The organism is Stenotrophomonas sp. STK16_22, from assembly GCF_051984505.1.
In the GTDB taxonomy this organism is placed as follows: domain Bacteria; phylum Pseudomonadota; class Gammaproteobacteria; order Xanthomonadales; family Xanthomonadaceae; genus Stenotrophomonas; species Stenotrophomonas maltophilia_A.
In genome coordinates, this window is the sequence record NZ_CP196972.1 from 1,348,997 (window position 1) to 1,365,629 (window position 16,633).

At 67.5% G+C, this 16,633-nt stretch carries 13 protein-coding genes; 8 read left to right on the plus strand and 5 right to left on the minus strand.

The window, feature by feature from the left end; genetic code table 11:
- Positions 1 to 98: 98 nt before the first annotated feature.
- The gene (locus ACSYAO_RS06175) at positions 99 to 1,079 is read left to right on the plus strand and encodes a cation diffusion facilitator family transporter (RefSeq protein WP_107432646.1); all 981 of its coding nucleotides are present in this window, start codon (positions 99 to 101) and stop codon (positions 1,077 to 1,079) included.
- A 38-nt stretch (positions 1,080 to 1,117) separates the two neighbouring features.
- Here ACSYAO_RS06175 and nfi read toward each other — a convergent pair whose 3' ends face one another.
- A complete protein-coding gene (nfi, locus tag ACSYAO_RS06180) occupies positions 1,118 to 1,792 on the minus strand; it encodes a deoxyribonuclease V (protein WP_134951848.1) in 675 nt (224 codons plus the stop codon).
- Positions 1,793 to 1,886: 94 nt separating this feature from the next.
- Here nfi and gpmA point away from each other — a divergent pair, with 94 nt between their 5' ends.
- Positions 1,887 to 2,636 carry a 2,3-diphosphoglycerate-dependent phosphoglycerate mutase gene (gene gpmA / locus ACSYAO_RS06185; protein ID WP_004150217.1) on the plus strand — a complete coding sequence of 250 codons (750 nt, stop codon included), beginning with the start codon at positions 1,887 to 1,889 and terminating at the stop codon, positions 2,634 to 2,636.
- A 208-nt stretch (positions 2,637 to 2,844) separates the two neighbouring features.
- On the plus strand, positions 2,845 to 4,938 hold the full coding sequence (locus ACSYAO_RS06190) for a M13 family metallopeptidase (protein ID WP_197614945.1): 2,094 nt from the start codon (positions 2,845 to 2,847) through the stop codon (positions 4,936 to 4,938).
- A gap of 92 nt (positions 4,939 to 5,030) precedes the next feature.
- On the opposite strand, the gene ACSYAO_RS06195 is transcribed toward ACSYAO_RS06190, so the two are convergent.
- The 4 genes from ACSYAO_RS06195 to ACSYAO_RS06210 form a co-directional block, all read right to left on the minus strand.
- Positions 5,031 to 5,648 carry an HD-GYP domain-containing protein gene (locus ACSYAO_RS06195; protein ID WP_032127517.1) on the minus strand — a complete coding sequence of 206 codons (618 nt, stop codon included), beginning with the start codon at positions 5,646 to 5,648 and terminating at the stop codon, positions 5,031 to 5,033.
- 44 nt (positions 5,649 to 5,692) lie between these two features.
- Positions 5,693 to 9,157, minus strand: a complete 3,465-nt coding sequence (mfd, locus tag ACSYAO_RS06200; RefSeq protein WP_197655834.1) for a transcription-repair coupling factor — start codon at positions 9,155 to 9,157, stop codon at positions 5,693 to 5,695.
- 148 nt (positions 9,158 to 9,305) lie between these two features.
- Positions 9,306 to 9,851 carry a GNAT family N-acetyltransferase gene (locus ACSYAO_RS06205; protein WP_004150340.1) on the minus strand — a complete coding sequence of 182 codons (546 nt, stop codon included), beginning with the start codon at positions 9,849 to 9,851 and terminating at the stop codon, positions 9,306 to 9,308.
- Between the two features lie 95 nt (positions 9,852 to 9,946).
- A complete protein-coding gene (locus tag ACSYAO_RS06210; protein WP_014036453.1) occupies positions 9,947 to 10,804 on the minus strand; it encodes a 23S rRNA (adenine(2030)-N(6))-methyltransferase RlmJ in 858 nt (285 codons plus the stop codon).
- A 35-nt stretch (positions 10,805 to 10,839) separates the two neighbouring features.
- Here ACSYAO_RS06210 and creB point away from each other — a divergent pair, with 35 nt between their 5' ends.
- The 5 genes from creB (at position 10,840) to ACSYAO_RS06235 (ending at position 16,571) form a co-directional block, all read left to right on the plus strand.
- Positions 10,840 to 11,565 carry a two-component system response regulator CreB gene (creB, locus tag ACSYAO_RS06215; protein WP_110711666.1) on the plus strand — a complete coding sequence of 242 codons (726 nt, stop codon included), beginning with the start codon at positions 10,840 to 10,842 and terminating at the stop codon, positions 11,563 to 11,565.
- 3 nt (positions 11,566 to 11,568) lie between these two features.
- Complete coding sequence (creC, locus tag ACSYAO_RS06220; protein ID WP_197655900.1) at positions 11,569 to 13,029, plus strand: two-component system sensor histidine kinase CreC; 1,461 nt, start codon at positions 11,569 to 11,571, stop codon at positions 13,027 to 13,029.
- An 81-nt stretch (positions 13,030 to 13,110) separates the two neighbouring features.
- A complete protein-coding gene (gene creD, locus ACSYAO_RS06225) occupies positions 13,111 to 14,430 on the plus strand; it encodes a cell envelope integrity protein CreD (protein ID WP_197655901.1) in 1,320 nt (439 codons plus the stop codon).
- 10 nt (positions 14,431 to 14,440) lie between these two features.
- Entirely contained in the window at positions 14,441 to 14,851 is a 411-nt protein-coding gene (locus ACSYAO_RS06230) for a hypothetical protein (protein ID WP_049399601.1), read from the plus strand.
- Between the two features lie 142 nt (positions 14,852 to 14,993).
- Positions 14,994 to 16,571, plus strand: a complete 1,578-nt coding sequence (locus tag ACSYAO_RS06235; protein WP_197655902.1) for a M20/M25/M40 family metallo-hydrolase — start codon at positions 14,994 to 14,996, stop codon at positions 16,569 to 16,571.
- Positions 16,572 to 16,633: the final 62 nt, after the last annotated feature.

Sequence of the window (16,633 nt, forward strand, 5' to 3'; positions counted from 1 at the left end):
CGGTGAGGGACCGCGTGGCCTGCAATGTTATAAACACCGTGATAGTTTCCCAACGCCCTCCGGCGTAGCCTGCCTCCCATCGCAAAGGAGCTGTTGCCATGGGCCACGACCACGATCACCTGCCATCCGAGATCCGCCACGAGAAACCCTTGTGGTGGGCGCTCGGCCTGACCTCCACCTTCCTCGTCGTCGAGGTGGTGGGCGCGTTCTGGACCAACAGCCTGGCGCTGCTGTCCGACGCGGCGCACATGGCTACCGACGCTTTAGCGCTGATGATCGCGCTGGTCGCGGTGCGGCTGAGCCGGCGCCCGCCGGACGCGCGCCGCACCTACGGCTATGCACGCCTGGAAGCGCTGGGCGCGATGATCAATGGCGCGATGCTGTTCGTGGTCGCCGGCTATATCCTGTGGGAGGCCATTGGACGTTTCCGCGAGCCGCAGGAGATTGCCTCGTCGGGCATGCTGGTGATTGCCGCGGCGGGCCTGGTCATCAACCTGATCTCGATGCGCCTGCTGCAGGCCGGCAGCGGCGAGAGCCTCAACGTGAAGGGTGCCTACCTGGAAGTGTGGGCAGACATGCTCGGCTCGGTGGCCGTGATTGCTGGCGCGCTGTTGATCAAGTGGACCGGCTGGAAGCCGATCGACCCGATCCTGGCGGTGCTGATCGGCCTGTGGGTACTGCCGCGCACCTATGTGCTGATGCGCGAAGCGATCAACGTGCTGCTGGAAGGCGTGCCCAAGGGCATGGACGTGGCCAAGGTGCGCGACAGCCTGTCCGGCCACGCTGCGGTACTGGACGTGCATGACCTGCATGTGTGGGCGCTGGCCTCCAGCACCCCGGCGCTGACCGCGCACATCGTGATGCGCGACGGCACCGATGCCGATGCGCTGCGTCGTGATCTGGGCGGGCGCCTGCACGATGACTTCGGCATCGAGCACGTGACACTGCAGATCGAAGCGGACCACTGCGGCGAAGCCTGTGGTGAGCCGGCGCCGGCCAAGGCCGGCGAGCACGAGGGTCATGAAGGCCATGACCACGGCGAGGACGCGCAGGGCCATCGCGGTCACGTGCATCGTTGATTGAAATTGAGGGCCGTGCCGGGTGGTGCCCGGGATGGCTATTCGTCCCGTCGCGAGGCCAGCCGGTCCGCCAGCCGGGTCGGTTCCGGCAGCCGGTACCCGCGCAGCGTGCGCTGTACCCAGTCCAGCGCGGTATCCGCACTGACCCGATGGCCACCGGCCACGAACAGCGGCTTGCAGCGAATCTTGCTGCGCAGCACCCAGCCCAACTGTTCATCGCCATCCAGCAGCGGCGTATGCGCACCGGCCTCGGCGCCCGGTTCGACGAACCTGCCCACCAGCTTCGACTTGGCGACGCCGATGCTCGGCAGGTCGGTGACCACGCCCAGATGCGCGGCCACGCCCAATCGTCGCGGGTGGCTGATGCCATGGCCATCGACGAACACCAGGTCCGGCGTATGCGGCAGCAGCGCCAGCGCGGCCAGCAGTGCCGGCAGCTCGCGGAAGCTGAGCAGGCCGGGGATATAGGGCATCACGGTGGGGATGCGCGCGATCTCCTGCGCCACGGGCTGCAGCGTCTCTGCGTCCAGCAGTACCGCCGCGGCGCGGGTGATGGCGCCATCGTCCTCGAAGCCGACATCCAGCCCGGCCAGCCAGCGCACGTTGCGTGGCAGGCGGTCCTTGCGCTCCACGCGGCCTGCCAGCTGGAGCTGCTGCGCGCGTGCCGCGGCGACGCTGCCTTCCCAGCGCCCGGGGTCGATCACCGTATTCATTGGTCACAGCATCGCATGCGCGGTGCCACGGCCCGGTGAGCGGCGCCCGGGGCTACAATGGCGGCCTGTCTTTCCTCGCGTTGGAGACCCTGCAGTGACCCGTAAACTCGTACTGTTGCGCCATGGCCAGAGCCAGTGGAACCTGGACAACCGCTTCACCGGCTGGGTCGATGTCGACCTGACCGAGCAGGGGCGCCGGGAAGCGGCCGCCGCGGGTCGCCTGATGCGCGAGGAAGGCCTGCAGTTCGACGTCGCCCACACTTCCGTGCTCAAGCGTGCCATCCACACCCTGCAGGGTGCACTGGCCGAGCTGGAACAGGACTGGCTGCCGGTGAACAAGTCCTGGCGCCTCAACGAACGCCACTACGGCGGCCTGCAGGGCCTGGACAAGGCCGAGACCGCCGCCAAGCACGGCGAGGACCAGGTCAAGGTGTGGCGTCGTTCGTACGACATCCCGCCGCCGGCCATGGACCTGGAAGATCCGGGCCACCCGATCCATGACCGCCGCTACGCTGGCCTGGACCGCAACGCGCTGCCGGGCACCGAATCGCTGGCCACCACGCTGGACCGCGTGCTGCCGTACTGGCACGACGCCATCGCGCCGCAGCTGAAGGACGGCAAGACCGTGCTGGTCACCGCCCACGGCAACTCGCTGCGCGCGCTGTACAAGTACCTCAACAACGTCTCGCGCGAGGAAATCCTCGAGCTGAACATCCCGACCGGCATCCCGCTGCTGTTCGAACTGAACGACGACCTGACGGTGAAGTCGTTCCGCTACCTGGGCGACCCGGAAGCAGCGCGCAAGGCCGCTGAAGCCGTGGCCAACCAGGGCAAGGCGAAATAAAACAGAAGGCCGGCGCAAGCCGGCCTTCGCTTTTTGTAGAGTCGAGCCATGCTCGACTGCTGTTGGCCTCTTGCCGCAAGGACAATAAACCCAGAACGGCGAGCAGTCGAGCATGGCTCGACTCTACATAAGCGCGTCCTGTGACCTTTGGCCGGTCCCACCGCAGGCCTCCCCGGCTACCCTGTGAAATTACCCGCAGGAGAGCCTCATGAACGTCCGCAACCTGGTCCCGCTGGGCCTGACCATCGCCATCGCTGCCTCGCTGGCGGCCTGTGGCAAGAATGAAACCGCGCCGGCGGCCAGCGCCGACGCCAAGCCGGCCTTCGACCTGTCGCAGATCAAGACGCCGCTGATCTCGCTCAACAGCGCCGACCTGGATCCGTCCATCTCGGCCTGTACCGACCTCAATGGCTTCGTCAACAGCAAGTGGCTGAAGGCCAACCCGGTGCCGGGCGACCAGACCACCTGGGGCAGCTTCGAGATCCTGCGCGAGCGCTCGTTGGAAGTGCAGCACGCACTGGTGCAGCAGGCCGCGGCCAGCCAGGCCAAGGCCGGCTCGGTGGAAGCCAAGATCGGCGACATCTGGAAGACCGGCAACGATGAAGCCAAGATCGAAGCCGCCGGCCTGGCGCCGCTGCAGCCGCAGCTGGACAAGATCACCGCGCTGAACGATACCGCCGCCATCACCCAGTACCTGCGCGACAGCCAGGCCGAGGGCAAGGGCGTGCTGTTCTCGCTGTTCGCCAATGCCGACTACAAGGATTCGGCCAACGTCATCGCCTATGTCGGCCAGGGCGGCCTGGGCCTGCCGGAGAAGGGCTACTACTTCGATGACGCGCAGGCCAAGATCCGCGACGCCTACGTGGCCTACATCGCGCAGGTGCTGACGCTGTCCGGCGTGGACGCGGCGCAGGCTGCCGAGCAGGCCAAGGCCGTGATGGCCTTCGAAACCCGTCTGGCCAAGGCCTCGATGTCGCGCATCGAAATGCGTGACCCGGCCAAGCGCTACAACCCGCTCAGCGCGGCTGACGCCGACAAGCTGACCCCGAACTTCAGCTGGACCGCGCTGTTCGACACCCTGAAGGTGCCGGCCGCGCAGAAGTTCTCGCTGGCGCAGCCGGGCTTCTTCGGTGAAATGGACAAGATGCTCGCCGATGTGCCGGCCAGCACCTGGCAGGCCTATCTGCGCTTCCACACCATCGACGACGCCTCGCCGTACCTGAGCAGCCAGTTCGAGAAGGCCAACTTCGATTTCTATGGCACCACCCTGCGTGGCCAGAAGGAAATGCAGCCGCGCTGGAAGCGCGTGCTGGAGTCGGTCAACGGCGGCATGGGTGAAGCCTTGGGCCAGCTGTACGTCGACGCCGTGTTCCCGGCCGAGTCCAAGGTGGCCATGCAGCACCTGGTGGAGAACCTCTCGGTGGCGCTGAAGGCGCGCCTGGAGCAGCTGCCGTGGATGGGCGAAGAGACCAAGAAGAAGGCGCTGGAGAAGTGGGCCAGCTTCACCCCGAAGATCGGCTACCCGGACAAGTGGCGCGAGTGGACGGGCCTGCAGACCAACGGTGACAGCTACCTGGGCAACATGCAGGCCGCGCGCGCGTTCAACTACCGCTACATGCTGGACAAGATCGGCAAGCCGGTGGACAAGACCGAGTGGGGCATGACCCCGCAGACCGTCAATGCCTACTACAACGCCACCAAGAACGAGATCGTGTTCCCGGCGGCGATCCTGCAGGCGCCGTTCTTCGACGCCAAGGCCGATCCGGCGCTGAACTACGGCGGCATCGGTGCGGTCATCGGCCACGAAATGATGCACGGCTACGATGACTCGGGCAGCCAGTTCGCCGCCAACGGCAACTTCGACAACTGGTGGACCGACGCCGACCGCAAGGCCTTCACCGAACGTACCGACCAGCTGGTCGCGCAGTTCGATGGCTACGAGTCGGTGCCGGGCGTGTTCGTCAAGGGCAAGCTGACCCTGGGCGAAAACATCGGTGACCTCGGTGGCCTGACCGTGGCCTACGACGCGTTGCAGATGGCGCTGAAGGAAGATCCGAAGGCGAACGTCGAAGTGGACGGTCACAGCCAGGACCAGCGCTTCTTCATGAACTGGGCCACCGTGTGGCGCCGCAACTTCACCGACGGTGAGCTGCGCGTCCGCCTGAACACCGACCCGCACGCGCCGGCCAACTTCCGTGCCAACGGTGCGCCGTCGAACATGCCGTCGTATGCCGCTGCGTTCCAGTGCAAGGCCGGCGACGCGATGGTGCGTGCCGACGACAAGCGCGTGGTGATCTGGTAATCGATCGCACGTGATGCGTGATGCAGAAGGCCCGGCGAATGCCGGGCCTTTTGTTTGTCTGATCGGTAGCGCCGGGCCATGCCCGGCGGATCTCAGGCCAGCGCTGGTTCCTGCGCCAGCATGCGATGGAAGCGCTGCAGCACATAGGGATCGATCAGGCCGCCGGACTGCTCGTCGATGATGCGCAACGCAGTCTCGCGTTCCATCGCTGCGCGGTAGGGGCGCACGCTGGTCATGGCATCGTAGGCATCCGCAACGGTGACGATGCGTGAGCCCAGCGGAATGCTCTCGCCACGCAGGCCGTCGGGATAGCCGCTGCCATCGAAGGCTTCGTGATGGGCGCGGATCAGTCGCGCGACCGGTGCTGCATCGCTGCGGCCGGTGGCCAGGAAGATGTGTTCGCCGCGCACCGGATGCTCGCGCATGATCGCGCGTTCCTCGTCGGTATGCCGGCGCGGTGTCAGCAGTACATCGTCGGGAATGCCGATCTTGCCGATGTCATGGAAGCGCGCGGCCAGGCCGATCTGCGAACAGGCATCGTCGTCGAGATCGCAGTGCGTGGCCAGGCGCTGCGCGAGCAGGCCAACGCGGTCGCAATGGTGGCGGGTGTAGGCGTCGCGCATCTGCAGCGACATCGAGAGGGCATCGATCAGGCAGGCCTGCGCGTGCAGCAGGTCGGGGGCGGGTACGGCGTCAGGAAACATGGTCATCCGCCCGCACCGGGTGGGGACCGGTGCGGGGTATTCGGGGGCGATCAACCCGGGGCGAGGGTGGTCAGAAGGGCGCGGGCCGCATTGAAGCGGTCTTCCGGCAACGGCAGCGGGTGCTTGATGCGCAGCTTGTCAGGCCCTTCCATGGCGTAGAGATTGGGTTGTTTCTGGATCAGCTGGATCACCGCCATCGGGTCGATGTTCGGCTTGGACTCGAACACGATGCGGCCACCGTTCTCGCCCAGGTCCAGCTTGCGGATGCCGAGGGTGTTGGCCTTCAGCTTCAGCTCGGCAATGGCGAACAGGTGCTTGGCCGCATCCGGCAGCAGGCCGAAGCGGTCGATCATCTCCACCTGCAGCTCGCGCAGCGCATCACTGTCGCGCGCGCTGGAAATGCGCTTGTACAGGGTCAGGCGGGTGTGCACGTCCGGCAGGTAGTCTTCCGGAATCAGCGCCGGCACATGCAGCTCGACCTCGGCACCGCGCACTTCTTCGCCGGCATCCAGGTCGGGCAGCTTGCCCTGCTTGATGCTGCGCACCGCGCGTTCCAGCAGTTCGGTGTACAGGCTGAAGCCAACCTCGGCCATCTGCCCGCTCTGGTCCTCGCCCAGCAGTTCACCAGCACCGCGGATCTCCAGGTCGTGCGTGGCCAGGGTGAAGCCGGCGCCGAGTTCGTCCATCGAGGCGATCGCTTCCAGGCGCTTCTCCGCATCCGGGGTGATCGAACGACGATCAGGTGCCACCAGGTAGGCGTAGGCGCGGTGGTGCGAACGACCGACGCGGCCACGAAGCTGGTGCAGCTGGGCCAGGCCGAAGCGATCGGCGCGGTTGATGATGATGGTATTGGCGTTGGGGATGTCGATGCCCGACTCGATGATCGTGGTCGACAGCAGCACGTTGAAGCGCTGCTTCTGGAAATCCAGCATCACCTTTTCCAGCTCGCGCTCGGGCATCTGCCCGTGGGCGATGCCGATGCGCGCCTCCGGCACCAGCTCGGACAGTTCGCGCTGCATGCGGCCGATGCTTTCCACGTCGTTGTGCAGGAAGTACAGCTGGCCACCACGCGCCAGCTCGCGCTGGAAGGCTTCGCGCAGCAGCGCGTTGTCCCACTGGGTGATGAAGGTCTGCACCGCCAGCCGGTTCGGCGGCGGCGTTGCGATGATCGACAGGTCGCGCAGGCCGGCCATGGCCATGTTGAGCGTGCGCGGAATCGGCGTGGCGGTCAGGGTCAGCAGGTGCACGTTGGCGCGAAGCGCCTTCAGCGCTTCCTTCTGGCGTACGCCGAAACGCTGCTCCTCGTCGACGATGACCATGCCCAGGTCCTTGAACTTCACGTCCGGCTGCAGCAGGCGATGGGTACCGACGATGACGTCGATGGTGCCGGCGGCGACCTTTTCCAGCTCGGCCTTGATTTCCTTGGTGGTCTTGAAGCGCGACAGCACCTCGACCTTCAGCGGGTAATCGGCGAAGCGATCGCGGAAGTTGCGGTAATGCTGTTCGGCCAGCAGCGTGGTCGGCACCAGCACGGCCACCTGCTTGCCGGCACTGGCGGCGGCGAACGCGGCGCGCACCGCCACCTCTGTCTTGCCGAAGCCGACGTCGCCGCAGACCACGCGGTCCATTGGCTGGCTGCTGGCCAGGTCGCGCAGGGTGGCGTCGATCGCGGCCAGCTGGTCCGGCGTTTCCTCGAACGGGAAACCGGCCGCGAACGGTTCGTACATCGCGCGGTCTACCTGCAGCGCCAGACCAGCACGGGCCTGGCGGCGGGCCTGGATCTCCAGCAGCTCTGCAGCCACGTCGCGCACCTTCTCGGCGGCCTTGCGCTTGGCCTTGCTCCACTGTTCGCCGCCCAGCGAATGCAGCGGCGCGGTTTCCGCCGAAGCACCGGAGTAGCGGCTGATCAGGTGCAGCTGGGCGACCGGCACATACAGGCGGTCACCCTTGGCATATTCGATTTCCAGGAACTCGCCGGGCATGCCGCCGACGTCCATCGCGATCAGGCCGCGGTAGCGGCCGACGCCATGGTCCTCGTGGACGATCGGCGCACCTTCGGTCAGTTCGCCGAGGTCGCGGATGATCGCTTCCGGCTCGCGGCCGGCACGGCGCGTGCGGCGGGTGCTGCCGGCGCGCTCGGGGAACAGCTGGCGCTCGGTCAGCACCGCGATGCGCGGATCGTCCAGTGCGAAGCCATCCTCCAGCGGTGCCACCGCGATCGCGAAGCGCGCATCGTCGGCGAGGAAGCTGGGCAGGTCGGCCACCACCGGCGGCTTCAGCTCGGCGGCCTGCAACACTTCCAGCAGGGCCTCGCGACGCCCGGGCGAATCGGCGGCAATCAGCACCCGGCCCGGATAATGGCCGAGGAAGGATTTCAGCGCGTCGCCAGCGGGGGCCTCGCGCGCGGCCACCGGCAGCGGCGGCAGCGGCTGGTCGCCCAACGCATGGGCATCGGCGATGCGCGCATGGTCAGCCGACCACACTTCGATGCGCGGGGCATCGTTCAGACGCTCGCGCAGTAGTTCCGGCGACAGATACAGCGCCGACGGCGGCAGCAGCGGCCGTTCCACATCGTGGCGGCGCTGCTCGTAACGCTCGCCGGTCTGCGCCCAGAACGCCTCGGCGGCTTCGCCGGCACCGGCGCAGACCACCGGCAGGCTGCCGTCGGGCAGGTAGTCGAACAGGGTCGCGGTGCGTTCGAAGAACAGCGGCAGGTAGTACTCGACGCCGGCCGGGGCCAGCCCGGACTTCAGATCCTGGTACAGCGAACTGCGCCGGGTATCCACATCGAAACGCTCGCGCAGCGTGGCCAGCACGCGTGCGATGCTGGCCTCGTCCATCGGTACTTCGCGGCCCGGCAGCATGTGCACCGCCTCGACCTTGTCCAGCGAGCGCTGGCTTTCCGGATCGAAGGCACGGATCGAGTCGATGTCCTCGTCCAGCAGCTCCACCCGCAGCGGCTCGTCGGCGCCCATCGGGAACACATCGAGCAGGCCGCCGCGCACGGCGAAGTCACCCGGGTCCATCACCTGCGGGACGTTGCGGTAACCAGCACTTTCCAGGCGACGCTTCTCGGCTTCCAGATCCAGGCGCTGGCCGACCTTCAGGTCGAAACTGCCACCGATCACATAGCTGCGCGGGGCCAGCTGCTGCAGCAGGGTCTGCACCGGCACGATCACCAGGCCGCGCTTCAGCGTGGGCAGGCGGTGCAGGGCGGACAGGCGCTGCGAGATGATGTCCGGATGCGGGCTGAAGCGGTCGTAGGGCAGGGTTTCCCAGTCCGGGAAGGCCACCACCGGCAGGGCCGGGTCGCCGCCGAGCAGGGTGTGCAGGTCGGCTTCGAGCTGGTTGGCGCCGTGGTTGTCACGGGCGATCACCAGCAGCGGGGCGTCATGCGCACGCGCGGCCTGGGCCAGGTACCAGGCCAGGGCGGTCGGCGATGCGGGGGCGCGCCACCAGGCGCGGAGCTGGCCGGCGCGCGGCAGCGGCGGGGCGGGGTATGAGGTACGCGACATGGACCCCGGATTTTAGCAGAAGCCCGATCGAAGCCCGGCGAGTCGTGCCGGCCGCTGACCGGCAGCCTCATGTGCCGTTGGGGGAACGCAATGCCGGCCAGCGGCCGGCACTACCGGAATGACGCGCCGGGCACGCCCGGCGCATCCGTCAGTTGTCCAGCTCCAGCACCATCCGCACCAGGCCTTCGGCACCGGTCGGGTGCGGCACCGGCTTGAAGCCCAGCGAGGCGGCCAGCTGCTTCATCGGCTCGTTCTCAGCGGCAACGTCGCCGTACAGGCGGTCCAGGTACTTGCCGCGGCCCCATTTCACCAGCTTGCGCATCAGCTGCCGGCCCAGGCCCTGGCCAATGAGGAAGCGGCTGATCAGGATCGCGTACTCGGCTTCACGGGTACCGGGGATGATCGAGGCCCGGGCGACCGCGCCGACCACCGCTTCGCCAGCGGGCAGGGATTCGGCAGCGACCAGGGTGATCTCGGTCTTGGGATTCGGGTGGGTCAGGCGCTGGGTGGTTTCCGGCGACAGCTCGGTCACCGCCTGCAGGAAACGATCACGGATTTCTTCCGGCCCGAACAGGCTGAACGCCGCTTGCAGCGGTGCGCCATCTTCCGGGCGGATGGGGCGGATCAGCAGCTCGTGGCCGCTGGGAGCCTTGAAGATCTCATGCCAGGGCGGCATGCGGTTGCGAGTGGCCATACCGGGTGATTCCTTGGTGGTCCATCGATTGTGGCATCACCGGGGCTGCATTCCGTGAACGAAAGGCTCACGGCGGTACAGCCTCGTGAAGGCCGTTATTCGGGTGCTTTGAGCCAATCCAGGCGGGTGCTGGCGCCGGGTTCACCCAGGTGCTGGCGCAGCGCCGGCAGGGCCGGGCCGACCACCCGGTCGAACTGCCAGGGCGGGTTGAGCAGCAGCATGCCGCTGCCGTTGAGGCGCAGCGGTGAGTCGTCCGGGCGCACCAGGAACTCGATCGTCATCGCCGATTTCACCGGCAGGGCGGTGGCCTTGCGCAGGAAGTGCAGGATGGTGCGGCGCTGCTTGATCGGGAACCAGACGGCACACGTTGCCTGCGGCCAGCGCGCCAGGGTCTCGCCCAGCGCGGCCAGAACGGCCTGGTATTCGGCGTCCTGGGCCTCGTAGGGCGGGTCGATCAGCACCAGACCACGGCCGATCTTGCTGCCGTTGAACTTCGGCGGCAGCAGCGAGCGCAGCAGCGCATAGCCATCGCCCGCCCGCACGTCGACGCGGCTGTCATGGGCGAACAGGGCCTTCAGCGTGGCCGTTTCGGCTTCCTGCAGCTCACAGACCGCCATGCGGTCCTGCGCGCGCATCGCCTGCGCGCTCAGCAGCGGCGATCCCGGGTAGTTGGTCAGGGCGCCCACCGGATTATCGGCCTGCACCGCCTTCAGATAGCGCTCGACCACCTCGGGCAGCTTGGGCTGGGCCATCAGCCGCATGATCCCCGATTCAGCCTCGAGGGTCTTGCGGCTCTCTTCGCTGGCCAGCAGGTAGCGGCCGGCGCCGCCGTGGGTGTCGAGCACGAAGAACGGGCTGTCCTTGCGCTTGAAGCTGTCGATCAGGGCCAGCTGCACGATGTGCTTGAGCACATCGGCGTGGTTGCCGGCATGGAAGGCGTGGCGATAGTTCATGGGCGGCAGTGTACGGGGCGGCGGCCGCAGCGGCTATGCTGCGCGCCATGACAGCTCCTGTTGCCCATGTCCTGGTGGTCGAGGACGAAGCCGCCATCGCCGAAACCGTGCTCTATGCGCTGCGCAGCGAGGGCTATGCCGCCAGTCACTGCCTGCTGGGCGGTGAGGCCCTGCAGCGGCTGCAGGCCGGCGATATCGATGTGCTGGTGCTGGACGTGGGCCTGCCCGACCTGGGCGGCTTCGAGGTCTGCCGGCGGCTGCGTGCACAGCCGGGGCCGGCGGCGCAGCTGCCGGTGATCTTCCTGACCGCGCGCAACGACGAAGTGGACCGCGTGCTCGGCCTGGAGCTGGGCGCCGACGACTACATGACCAAGCCGTTCTCGCCGCGCGAACTGGTGGCACGGGTGCGTGCGCGCCTGCGCCGTGCGGCGCCGGTCGTCGCAGCGCCCAGCGCCGATGCGGGCTGGCAGGAGCATGGCGCGTTCGCCATTGACCGCGAGGGCCGGCGCATCCGTTTCCGTGGCCAGGCATTGGACCTGACCCGCTATGAGTACGCACTGCTGGAAGCGCTGCTGCAGCGCCCGGGTGCCATCCTCAGCCGCGCGCAGCTGATGGACCGGGGCTGGGACAGCAGTGCCGACAGTGCCGACCGCACCGTCGACACCCATGTAAAGACGTTGCGCGCCAAGCTGCGCGCGGCCGGTGCCAGCGACGACCCGATCCGCACCCACCGTGGCCTCGGCTACGCGCTGGAGGTCTAGCCGATGCGCCTGGTGCTGAAGCTGTTCCTCGGCTTCTTCCTGATCACCGGCATCGCCGCGTTCTTCGTGATGCGCGTGTTCGTCAACGAGGTGAAGCCCGGTGTGCGCCAGGCGATGGAATCGACCCTGGTCGATGCGGCCAACGTGCTGGCCGAGATGGCCGCCGCCGACGTCAAGGACGGCACCATCCGCAGCGGCAGCTTCACCCGCAACCTGGCCAAGGCGCGGCAGCGCGACCTGAAGGCGATGGTCTGGCGTTTCCCCAAGCGCTCGCTGGATTACCGGGTGACCATCACCGACGCCAAGGGCATCGTCATCTACGATTCGCTGGGCCGTGATCTCGGCCGCGACAACTCGCGCTGGAATGATGTCTACCGCACCCTGCGCGGTGAGTACGGCGCACGTTCCAGCCCCGAGATTCCGGGCGAGGAAGGCGATACGGTGATGCATGTGGCGGCGCCGGTGTACGACCCGGCCGACGGCCGCACGCTGATCGGCGTGCTCAGCCTGGCCCAGCCCAACCGCAGCATCGATCCGTTCATCGCCGCCAGCCAGCGCGCCATCATCGAGCGCGGTGCGTGGCTGATCGGGCTGTCGGCGCTGGTCGGCGTGCTGGTGACGATGTGGCTGACCACGGGCCTCGGTCAGCTCAGCCGCTATGCACGCGCGGTCAGCGCGGGCGAACCGGTGCCACCACCACGGCGCCGTCGCGACGAGATCGGCGATCTCGGCCAGGCGCTGGAAACGATGCGCCGCAAGCTGGAGGGCAAGGCCTACGTCGAGCAGTACGTGCAGTCGCTGACGCACGAGATGAAGAGCCCGCTGGCGGCGATCCGCGGTGCCGCCGAACTGCTGCAGGAGCCGCTGCCGGAAGCCGATCGCGTGCATTTCGCGCGCAGCATCGTCGACCAGCAGGAGCGGCTGACCGAGACCATCGACAAGCTGCTGGCGCTGGCCGAAGTGGAACAGCACGGCTGGCTGCAGACCCGCGATCCGATCGCGCTGCCGGCATTGCTGGCCGATGCGGCGGCCGCCGCACAGGTGCGTGCGCAGGCGGCCGGCGTACAGGTCCGCATCGGCAACGTGCCCGACCTGCGGGTGCAGGGCGACGGCTACCTGCTGCGGCAGGCACTGCACAACCTGATCGACAACGCGATTGCCTTCTCGCCAGCCGGCGCGGAGATCGCGCTGCAGGCCGAGGTGGACGGGCAGGGCGTGCGCCTGCAGGTGGCCGACCGTGGCGCCGGCATTCCCGACTACGCGCGTGAGCGGGTGTTCGAACGCTTCTATTCGCTGGCGCGGCCCGGCAGCGGGCGTCGCAGCTCCGGCCTGGGCCTGCCCTTCGTGCAGGAGGTCGCGCGCCTGCATGATGGGCGTGCCAGCGTGGATATCCGCGAGGGCGGCGGCACCGTGGCCAGCCTGTGGCTGCCGTTGAGTGCGCCGGGCCAGCGCCCGCGCCGCTGACTTCACACTCGCTTCAAATTCGCCACAAACCCTGCTCACTGCGGCGGTCCATTCTGCAGCCCTCTCCAACGAGGATGGACCATGAAATCCCTGAAGATGCTGCTGCGGTTCGCCATTGTCGGCGGGCTGATCCTGCTGCTGCTGGTGCCGCTGACGATGATCCGCGGGGTCATCAACGAACGTAGCGCGTACCGCGACGAGGCCTTCTCACGGGTGGCCGACAGCCGCGCCGGTGCACAGCAGCTGGTGGGCCCGGTGCGGGTGGTGCCGTGGGTGGAACGCAAGCAGGTTGAACTGGTCGACCCGCTGGGCGTCAAGAAGACCGAGGTGCAGGTCACCGAGGGGCACTGGCTGCAGATGCCAGCGTCGCTGGAGGTGGGCGGCGAGATGCTGCCGAGCCAGCGTGAGGTCGGCCTGTTCAAGGTGCCGGTATACAGCTGGAACGGCCAGATGAAGGCGACGTTCGCTGCAGACGACTATCCGGTGAAGGCCGGCCGCAGCTACGGCCAGCCGTATGTGGCGGTGGGCATTTCCGATGTGCGTGGTCTGGTCGGTACGCCGAACCTGCGCGTGGATGGCAAGCAGCTGCGCCTGCTGCCGGGGGTTGGTGCGGCCAGCGAGGTGGGGCGAGGCCTGCATGCGCCGGTGGCCGGTTTTGCTGCGGTACAGGGCGGCACGCTGGCTGCCAGCACCGTCGAACTCGAGCTGCGCCTGGATGGCAGCCGCATGCTGTCGGTGGTGCCGGTGGGCGATGACACCAAGATCGCACTGCGTTCGAGCTGGCCGCATCCGTCGTTCAGCGGCGCCTTCCTGCCCAACGAACGTCGCGTCGACGCACAGGGCTTCGATGCGCGCTGGGCGGTGTCTTCGCTGGCCTCCGATGCACAGCGACAGCTGCGCAATGATGGTTCGGTCGAGTCGCAGGCGGTGACGGTGTCGCTGGTTGATCCGGTCGATGCCTACACCCAGGCCGACCGTGCCTCGAAATACGGCGTGCTGTTCGTGCTGCTCACCTTCGTCGGCTTCATCCTGTTCGAGCTGATCAGGTCACTGCGCATCCACCCGCTGCAGTACCTCATGGTGGGCCTGGCGCTGGCGATCTTCTTCCTGCTGCTGATCAGCCTGTCCGAGCACATCGCGTTCTGGAAGGCCTACCTGGTCTCGGCGGTGGCCTGTATCGGCCTGCAGGCGGTGTACCTGGCCAACGTGCTGGGCCACTGGAAGCGCGGCCTCGGCTTCGCTGCGCTGCTGACCGTGTTGTATGGCGCGCTGTATGGCCTGCTGGTGTCGGAGAACAACGCACTGCTGATGGGTTCGCTGCTGCTGTTCGTGATCCTGGCGCTGGCGATGTGGGTGACCCGCCGGGTGGACTGGTACGCGCTTGGCGCGGAACTGAAGTAAGGAGTACGCCATGAGCTGGCGCCAGGGATTGCGGCAACGGGCACGGCAGGGCATTCCGGCCCTGCTGGAAGTGGATGCACTGCTGCAGGCACATGGCGTGCTGGCGGCCCTGCCCGGGGCACGGATCGCCCCCGGTCTGGTCCGCTTCCAGCTGGCAGCGGTGACCTGCGAGGGATTGCAGGGCCAGGGACTGGCCTGGCTGCACGGCGCGCGGCAGGGACGCGGCGCGCTGGCTGGCCGGGTGCCGCGCTACCGGCCATGGAAGGCCGGGGCGGAGGCGCTGGCCGAGATCGGCATCGGCGGCCTGCCCGAGGACTGGCCCGCGCATGCGGCGGTGTACGGCTGCAGCAGCATCGACCGGCGGCACTGGTTGCTGCTGCTGCCGGAACGGGCGCAGTTGTGGCTGGGATGGAGTGGGTGATTCGGTTGTTCATCCACGCATGGCCTGGATCTACTGTCGCTGTCCATGACCGATGGGACGGTATCGGCGCGCCCCTGCTGGCTAGACTCGATGGGTTGATGATCGAGCCGAAGGGCAGGGGTGCGATGTGTTGAAGTGGGGCATGCTGGCCGCAGCGCTGGCGGTGGGTGGCAATGCAGGCGCGCAGCAGCGCGAGCCGGTGGACCTGGACATGGTCAGCCGCATCCGCCAGGAGGCCTTCCACCGTTCGCAGGTGATGGACACCTTCAGCTACCTCACCGAACGCATCGGCCCGCGACTGACCAACTCGCCGGCGATGGGCCGCGCCAATGCGTGGACCCGCGGCAAGTTCAACGAATGGAAGCTGGACAACGTCCACGACGAAGCCTTCGACGACTTCGGGCGCGGCTGGGAGTTCACCTCGGCCAGCGTGGAGATGCTGGGGGACCGTGTACAGCCGCTGCATGCACTGCCGAAGGCGTGGACGCCGGGCACCAAGGGACCGGTTGAAGGCGAACTGGTGCAGGTCGAGATCAAGAAGCCCGAGGACATCGAGAAGTACCGCGGCAAGCTGCGCGGCAAGATCCTGCTGCTGGGCGAGGCGCGCGAGTACAAGCGCGGCACCGAGGCGGATTCGCACCGCCACGACGCTACCTCGCTGGAGGGCCTGCAGGAGTTCACCCTGCCCAAGGACAAGGACGCCACCGCCGAGCGTGCGAAGCGGGTCAAGGAATACCAGGAACGCCAGCAGCTGGCGACCAAGGTCAATGCGTTCTTCGTTGAAGAAGGCGCGCTGGCCTCGATCAGCATCAGCAGCTGGGACAACGGCATCATCCGCGTTGCCGGCGGCGGCTCGCGCAAGGCCGGTGAGTCGGTGGGCATTCCCGAACTGGCGATGATCAGCGAGCACTTCAATCCGCTGGTGCGCGCGCTGGAGGCCAAGCAGACAGTGCGCCTGCGCGTGGATGTGGCTGCGCGCTTCACCGACGAGGCCGACCAGCCGGGTTACAACACGCTGGCCGAGATCCGTGGCAGCAGCAGGCCCGATGAAGTGGTGATGATCGGCGCGCACCTGGATTCCTGGCACAGCGGTACCGGTGCGGCCGACAACGCGGCCGGCGTGGCGGTGATGATGGAAGCGATGCGCATCCTCAAGGCCACCGGCGCCAAGCCCAAGCGCACCATCCGGGTGGCGCTGTGGAGCGGCGAGGAGCAGGGCCTGATCGGCTCGCAGGCCTATGTGGCCAAGCACTTCGGCCGTTTCCCGGTACCCACCGACCCGGCGCAGAAGGCGCTGCCGGCCTCGCTGCGCGAGCCGACCGGCGCGCTGCAGAAGACCCGCGACTACGGCAAGTTCCAGGTCTACTTCAACATGGACAACGGCTCGGGCCGCTTCCGTGGCATCTATGCACAGGAAAACCTGGCGGCGATGCCGATCTTCGAAGCCTGGCTGGCCCCGTTCCATGACGTGGGCGCCACCACCGTGGCCACCCGCAACACCGGCAGCACCGACCACATCAGCTTCGACCGCATCGGCCTGCCGGGCTTCCAGTTCATCCAGGACCGGCTGGACTACTTCACCAACGTCCACCACAGCCACCTGGACACCTGGGACCACGCCGAACCGGAAGACCTGAAGCAGGCCGCGGCCATCGTCGCCTCGTTCGCCTATAACGCCGCGATGCGCGAGCAGTCCTTCCCCCGCAAGGTAGAACCGTAAAAGGGGACGGAGGGGATTAAGTCGTTTCTCCCCTCCGTTTCCCGGTTGCAGGCCCAGCGGCT